6 protein-coding genes and 3 pseudogenes are annotated in these 7330 nt (G+C 57.9%); 2 read left to right on the forward strand and 7 right to left on the reverse strand.

All coding sequences use genetic code 11. The features are described 5' to 3' along the window. Positions 1-525 (forward strand): IS630 family transposase (locus KBI52_RS02885; RefSeq protein ID WP_210805195.1); only part of this gene is annotated, 525 nt, incomplete at its 5' end. 95 nt (positions 526-620) lie between these two features. Here KBI52_RS02885 and KBI52_RS02890 read toward each other — a convergent pair. The 5 genes and pseudogenes from KBI52_RS02890 to KBI52_RS02910 all read right to left on the reverse strand — a co-directional run. Next, the gene (locus KBI52_RS02890; RefSeq protein WP_210805197.1) at positions 621-1187 is read right to left on the reverse strand and encodes a CpaD family pilus assembly lipoprotein; all 567 of its coding nucleotides are present in this window, start codon (positions 1185-1187) and stop codon (positions 621-623) included. A gap of 10 nt (positions 1188-1197) precedes the next feature. Beyond that, positions 1198-2652 (reverse strand): type II and III secretion system protein family protein, encoded by a 1455-nt coding sequence (locus tag KBI52_RS02895; protein WP_114948095.1) that lies wholly within the window; start codon positions 2650-2652, stop codon positions 1198-1200. A 30-nt stretch (positions 2653-2682) separates the two neighbouring features. Continuing rightward, a complete protein-coding gene (locus KBI52_RS02900) occupies positions 2683-3369 on the reverse strand; it encodes a response regulator transcription factor (protein ID WP_114948094.1) in 687 nt (228 codons plus the stop codon). Between the two features lie 667 nt (positions 3370-4036). Next, positions 4037-4183, reverse strand: a pseudogene (locus tag KBI52_RS02905) (IS6 family transposase); the annotation flags it as partial. Positions 4184-4537: 354 nt separating this feature from the next. Continuing rightward, positions 4538-5263 (reverse strand): annotated as a pseudogene (locus KBI52_RS02910) (IS256 family transposase); the annotation flags it as partial. A 515-nt stretch (positions 5264-5778) separates the two neighbouring features. Here KBI52_RS02910 and KBI52_RS32595 point away from each other — a divergent pair. After that, positions 5779-6478 (forward strand): annotated as a pseudogene (locus KBI52_RS32595) (transposase); the annotation flags it as partial. A gap of 57 nt (positions 6479-6535) precedes the next feature. Here the strand turns inward: KBI52_RS32595 and KBI52_RS33875 are convergent. Continuing rightward, on the reverse strand, positions 6536-6700 hold the full coding sequence (locus KBI52_RS33875) for a hypothetical protein (protein ID WP_210805199.1): 165 nt from the start codon (positions 6698-6700) through the stop codon (positions 6536-6538). Between the two features lie 378 nt (positions 6701-7078). Then, on the reverse strand, positions 7079-7330 hold a 252-nt coding region (locus KBI52_RS02925; RefSeq protein ID WP_256439453.1), incomplete at its 5' end, for an HrpF/NolX family T3SS translocon protein.

A 7330-nucleotide genomic window follows, 5' to 3' on the forward strand; every position in this document is an offset into this window, starting at 1 on the left:
ACGATCTTCTGGGAGGATGAGACCGGCCTGCGCTCCGACGATGTGCGCGGCCGCAGCTTCGCCCCCAGAGGCCGGACGCCGGTGGTGCGCCCCAGCCACAAACGCGCGAGGCTGGGCCTGATCTCGGCTGTGACCAACAAGGGCGAGTTGCGCTGGATGGTGCTCGATGGCGCACTCAAGGCTGCGAGCCTGATCCGCTTTCTCGGGCGGCTGATCCAGGATGCCGACGGCAAGGTGTTTCTGATCTGGGACAACCTGCCGGTCCATCGGGCCCAGGCGGTGCGGGACTGGTTGGCCGAGCGCACGGAGCAGATCGAGGTCTTCTTCCTGCCATCCTATAGTCCTGAGTTGAACCCGGACGAGGGCCTGAACGCTGACCTGAAACAGACTATGACCCGCAAGCCGCCCGCCCGCAGCAAGCCCGAACTCAAGCGTGCCGTCATCAGCCACATGCGCCGGCTTGCCAGGTTGCCCGACCGGATCCGCAGCTACTTCGAGCATCCGTCGTTCCGTTATGCCGCGTAGTTCAAGATTACCCAATCCGGATCAGTAAGTGAGTGCGTCTGCGTTAGGCAGTGCGAGCAAGATGAAGCCGCCGCCGAGGGCGCACGCCAATGGCGTCATTCACCACTCTTGTCTATTGTAAATTCCCTGTATTTTGCGATCGGTATGGCCGCACGATCGCCGTCGCTTTGCGTGACAGCCATGTTGCCGAGTAAATCGCGCGGATCGTTCACCATTACGGCGAGGTTATGGCGCGTCGAGCAGCCAAGCGTCTGTTCGACGGATACCTCGTCAGATAACGGACTGAAAAGTGACGGGCATACAGGAGGGCGGGCAAGATAGAGGATCGCCTCTATACGCGCTACACGGCTGCTGTGTTGGCTTAACAATTGGATGTTATATGTGCTGATCCCCATCTGGTTCGCCTGATGGACTGCCTCTGCGCCGAGCCTGGGCGACCCACTGATAAGCAGATGAAGCGCATCAAGCCGACCACGGCTGGCCCTCTGAAGGAAAACTCGCAACCGCTGCCGTTCCGAGGCGTGGAGCCCCTCTAAAGTTAGAACGGTGGTCTCCTGCCGGATAAGGGTGGGTGCCGACGGCTCCACACGGATCGGCGGGCTTGCGCAGCCACTTAGACTTGCTGCTAGAGCAACCAGGTGAACTTTGATCCGCAATTTCATTTGAACACAGCTATTCGATAATATAGCCGACGCCGCTCTTGGCGCCTGGCACGCCCGTGCGAACTGTCACGCGGCCTCGCGGCCGAGTGGGCGAACCCGATTTAGCCTCCCCACCATCCGAACGCGACCCCATTCGATCCGTTGGCGCGCTCATCTGGACGGGGCTCGACCCTGGTCTTACGATGTACGGAGTAACCAGAATAACCAGTTCTGATTCCTCCTTTTGGAATGAGGAAGAACGGAACAGGGCGCCAAGGATCGGCACCTGCCCGAGCCCGGGAAATGCACTGATGTTATTGCTGGTGGTACGCCTGATGAGCCCACCAATTGCAAAGCTCTGCCCACTGGCGAGCTCGACGACCGTATCGGCGCGGCGGGTGGAAATTGCCGGCACGGAAATTCCGTTGATTTGAATGGCGCCTTGTGACGTGAGGTCACTGACTTCGGGTTTTACCCGAATATTGATCTGCTTGTTGTCGAGGACGGTAGGTAAGAATTCAAGGCTCACGCCGAAGTGCCGAAATTCAATTGAGACTTGCCCATTTTCCCGCGGCACAGGAATGGGAAATTCGCCGCCGACAAGGAAGCGAGCGGTTTCGCCGGAAATCGCCGTGAGGTTCGGCTCAGCTAAGATAGAAGCAATGTTCTCTTTAGCGAGTGCGTCAAGAACCGCGCTGATGTTGATGTTACCATCGTTGTATCCGATTTCTGCTGTACCGCCACCTTTCCCAGTTCCTGAGCCCGCACGGTTGCCGCCGCTTAACAAACCCACCTTGAAGTTGCCGATTTGACCGAGGGCGGACAGGTTAATACCGAGTTCGTTCATCGCCCCGCGGGACACTTCCGCAACGCGCACACTCAAATTCACCTGCAAGGAGCCAGCGACTTTAATGTTATTGACGACCTGGGCGCCTTCCCCGAGATATTGCTCGGCGATCCTTTTCGCCGTGTCGACAGTTTCTGCGTCGGGCGCTGTACCGCTAAGGATTGCGCCGCGTGGAGTATATTTGACTCGGATCGGATAGTCGCCAACCTGATCCCTCAACATATCCCGCAGATCCTCAATCGGTTCCGTGACGACAATCTGCAACTCGGCGAGGGCCTCACCCCTGTCGTTCAACGCGAATAGGGTTGTCCGCCCTGATTTCTTGCCAAAGACGAAGATGGTTTCATTTGAGGGTGCCTGATAATCCGCAACAGTCGGGTCCGCAACAAAAATGGTCGCGGCTGACGCTGGCAGATGAACTGTCTTCCCGAGCGACGAGGAAAGCTTCAGCGTGGCATTGATGCTACCGGACGTTGCACGCCGCGGCCCTTTATCCCCGTTGCTTTGTGCCACGGCAGAAAGCGGAGATAGCAGCAGGAGGGTGCAAAGGAGAGGGCCCAAATTCGGACAACCGATAGCCCTCAGGCAGTCGACGAGGGTCGGCCACCGATTGATGTCAGGATCACGAGTTGTAAGCATTTCCAAGACAGATTCTTTCACAGTCACCAATCATACGGATGTCGCCTTAGGCAATTGAATAACGTACCCAACTCCCCGCACGGTCTTTATCCGTGGCGTCGCACCTGACCTACTCAGATGTCCGCGCAAGCGATAAATTCCGACTTCAAGTGCGTTGGTAGAGACTTCGTCGTTGAACGGATAAAGGTGATCCTCCAACTGCTCACGCGGCACGATGCGGCCCGCGCGATTAAGCAGATGCTCAAGAATACATAGCTCGCGGCGTGCTATGATCACTGGGTCGCCTGCAACGAAAACTTCTCTGCTGATCGGGTCGAAGTTGAGGTTGCCGAACACAAGGACGGGGGCGGCCACCTGTCTTACCCGGCGCTGAATGGCTCTCATTCTGGCGATGAGCTCAACAGGAGAGACCGGCTTGAGCACAAAATCGTCTGCCCCGCCATTGAAAGATTCAATTCGCTTCTCGCAATCATCGAGACAACTCATAATGACGGCAGGAACTGAATGCCCCCCGCTCCTTAGTTTCCTCAGCCAGTCCAAGCCATTGCCATCAGGCAGAGCCAACTCTAGCAGGAGAATTTCGTAGCTCGCGCAATAAAATACGTTAGAAGCCTCTTCCAAAGTACAAGCTATATCAACGGCAAAACCGCTATCCGCGAGCGCGCCGCGCACCGCGCGTGCAAAGTTCGTATGGTGATCAACGAGCAGCGTTCGCATTTCGTCTCAAATTCAAAATTGAGTTGTAAATTGAGCACGTCACCGTCGGCTACGAAACCTGGATAGCGGCAGAGGTTAAGCAACTCGTGTCAGTAGCCTTGACCGCCTGTTCGGAGAGGTAGTCGCAGGAGCATTTCAGCGACTGCAATAGTCGCTGATAGAAGCCTGTGAAGACCCTTTGCGGATCGAGACTGCCAGTCCGCGACCCAGAATGCCACCTGCCCCGACTATGACACCCCCCTGCATCGATTCCCCTGCGTGCCGTCCCCGGCGTTCATCAGCCCAGCGTGTCCAGCGCCCATGATTCGACGACTGAAAGGGTTAACCGCGAGAAGCCGACTGGAGAAATCCATAGTTCTGATCGGCCACATTCAAGCCCTGGATCGACCCCGTCTATTCCAGGTCAGAGTGATCTGACAGTCGACACGCTGTCACGACATTGGACGCAATCGCAATACACTGAGGCGAGCTCAGCTAGGGCCGGGGGATCTGCCGGGCAGCAAGCTTAACTGCCGCTGCTCTCACGGCAACCAAGTTATCTACAGGATTGTTGGCGTCGTCAGGTGGCAACCCCTGTCGGACCGGCAAGTCGCTACACTGTAGCGCCGGGAATAACGCAGCTATAATTCGGCCGCCGTTACGATGATCGCCTGAGGCGCCGGTAAAACGTCCAGCGAGGAATGGTTGCATGGTCGGCTGAGATGCGGCGTTCAGCCATCATCTCCTCAAGATTGCGCAGGCTGAGATTATAGGACCGGTACCAGCCCAGGCAGAGCAGGATTACCGACCGATCAGAATGACGACTTTTGAACACCATGCACCTCCAGAGGTTACGCACTTATCCACCGATGACTGAGGAATATCGTGTCGCGGCGTGGGAAAGTAGCCGCATGAAGATCGACCAGGACAAGATCGGCGAGGCGGTCATCGCTATGCTGTAGCTGACGTTGCACGATAGATGGATCCTAAGCCTGGATTGCCTTTGACTGGGCAATGACGAGAAGTCTTCATCTGCGACTGGAACTGCTTCGGAAGATGGAGAGCACGGCAATGACGCAGGAGAACCTCCATGCCCCACACACGGTTTCGGAGAGAGTTTCAGGATGACGCGGTGCGGCTCGCCCTGACCAGCGGGCCAGCTATGATGGAATTTAGGTGATGGGGCCGATCAGGCGGCGCTGTGTGTTGGCATCGGAATGACCTCGCTGCCATCCTGGAATTTGACACCGGCGATCACCTTCGGCAACTGGTTTTCGCCCATTAGCCGGCGCCAGGTTTTCGAAGCCGCCATGATGAGCTTGAACACCATCAAACGAGCGGTGGTCGGCGACAGTGCGCCCTTGGTGCGCACCGTGCGATGCCGCACCGTCGCGAACACACTCTCAATCGGGTTCGTCGTCCGCAGATGGATCCAATGCTCGGCGGGCCAATCGAAGAAAGCCAGCAGCGCCCGCTGGTCCTTGCGCACGCACTCCACGGCTTTGGGATAACGCGCGCCATAGGCCTCCTCGAACAGATCGATGGCGACCTCGGCCTGGGCTCGAGTCGGCGCGAGATAGATCTCCCGCAGCGCCACCTTCATGCCGGGCTGCACGGATTTGGGTACCTTGTTGAGCACGTTGGCGGTCTTGTGCAGCCAGCACCTCTGATGATGGGTGCCGGGAAAGAGCTCGTCGAGTGCCTTCCAGAAGCCGAGAGCTCCATCCCCAACAGCAATGTGAGGCGGAATGGACAGGCCCCGCCGCTTGATCTCGACCAGAAGCTCGCGCCAGCTCTGGGCGCTCTCGCGCACGCCGGCTTGGAAGCCGATCAGCTCCTTCCTGCCTTCCGGAGTGGCGCCGATCAGCACGAGCATGCACTCGGCCTGATCCTCCATCCGGGCCTGGAGGTAAACTCAATCTCCTCGACCAGGACTTCTCGGCCCAGCGCCGAACCAGAAACGGGCGGCGGATCTGTTATACGTGTGGGCGAACGAGGGCAGTCGCTATCTGGCCATGATCCTCGATCTCTTAGCCCGACGAGTGGCTGGCTGGGCGGTGAGCGACTGGTTGCACCAGGAGCTGGCCCTGGAGGCACTGCGCTATGCGCTAGCGATCCTGCGATGGACCTGACCGACCATCCGGACAGCAAACTGTTCTGACCAGTGTTCCTATGCGCCGGACCCTCAGAGCGATAGACCTCTTAGAGTGGCTGGTGCCACAAGGTGTCCTGGTGTGGCCTGACCCACACTCTGATCGACCAGATCCGTGTCTTTCGTCGATCTTGTCGGCTGCCCAGGAGCCTTGCGGTCCGGTTTGCCTCACCGCCGCACTTGCCACGAAAAGGGCCTGACGTTCTCTTGCGTTACAGCGCTGTCATGGACGCAGTCTTGGCGAACCGTCGATCCACGACTGAGCCAGGAGAGCCGGTATGGAAGGTGGTCAGGAGCGTGTGCCTCATCTCGTCGTAGGTGGTGTTGACATGCATAAGGATCTTTACCTCGCCGACGTTCTCGATTAGCTCGATCATGCGCTCCCCGCCGAGAGCTTTCCCACAACGCGACAGGGATACAATCAGATGCCCGCCTGGATGGGCTCCTTCGGCTCCTTGTAAGGGCGTCGACTCTGAGTCAACAGGGACCTATGGGGCCAAGCTCCTGCTCAATACGCAGAACGCAGGCCTCGAGATTCTGGAGATCACACCCCCGGATCAGCATGATCGCCGCAGGCGTGGAAAGAACGAGGATCGCGAAGCTCAGATTGCAGCGCAAACTGCCCTTGCCGGCAAACGGACTATCACGCCCAGAAGCCGGGATGGCACGGTTGAGTTCCTGCGTGTCATCAAGGCGAGCCGCAAGCCGGCGGTGGCGACACAGCGAATCGCGTTGCAGAGGACTCAGAACACCATCGTCTGCGCGCCGGACAGTCTGCGGGGTGTCCTGCGTGGGATGACTCGCATGCTACTGGTCAGGACGATGGCCGCGTGGCGGCCTGATCAAACCGATCACCGTAACGCGGAATCCGCCTAGTGTATCAACCCGAACTCGCTAGCCGTTCGCTACCCCGAGTGGCACGAAGAGACTTCCGAAATGGATGTGATAATCGGAGCAATTCTCGATGAACTCGCCCCGCATCAATATTGTCCGACGGCCTGTCAGGCGGAGCCGACCAAATACAGCATTCGGATCTCATTGTCCGAGAAAAGCAATCGCTTCAACAACACCGCTGTCGAGACCTTCTTCAAGACTTCGGAATCCGAGCTGGACTGACGCACCGTCTTTCAGCCGAATTCCGAGGCCAAGCAGGCGATCGGCCGTTACATTGATGGCTGTTACAACCCCGTCCGGCGTCACTCAGCGCTCGACTACATTAGTCCGGATCACTTCGAAAGGTTAGCCGGATAGTTACCACGCTGCCTCCCACAAATGCGAAGCAGCGTGGTAACTATCAACGGCGGCCTCGCCAATTGCCGGCATATCAGAGAGCCAGTATCTACGGCGCAATCGAGTTGGCGGCGCGACGCTCAACGTTCTCACGCGCTCGCCATTCCAAAACACACATCGCAGGGCGCTGATGGTTCGCTCTGCTGTGGCCCGCAGAATTTGTCAACTGGCTTCCTATGTCGAGGTACACTACTTTCTCAAGGGCCAAATGTGAACGTACTTTGCCCGCCAGGTAAATGCCGGAACAAGACAAGGGCGGTGTGCCGATCACCCTTGTACCTTGGAGGCTCAGGCCGCAAGGCGAGCTTCCAGGTTGTTTAAATAGTCTTCGGCATAGGTTTGTGCGACGGAAATCGGCAGATCGATCCCAGCCGTTGCAGCCTCTTCCATTACCTTTTTGACCAGCCCGTTGCGGATTGCCAACTTTACCTCGGGCCCTGCGACAAGGCTGAGCGCTTGCGCTCCGATACTAATCCCAGCTTCTTCCAGCGCAAGCTTCATATTGCCTCCGGTGATGGCAGTGCGGAGAAGATTTGCTGC

This window comes from Microvirga sp. HBU67558, from assembly GCF_018069605.1.
GTDB classification, from domain to species: domain Bacteria; phylum Pseudomonadota; class Alphaproteobacteria; order Rhizobiales; family Beijerinckiaceae; genus Microvirga; species Microvirga terrae.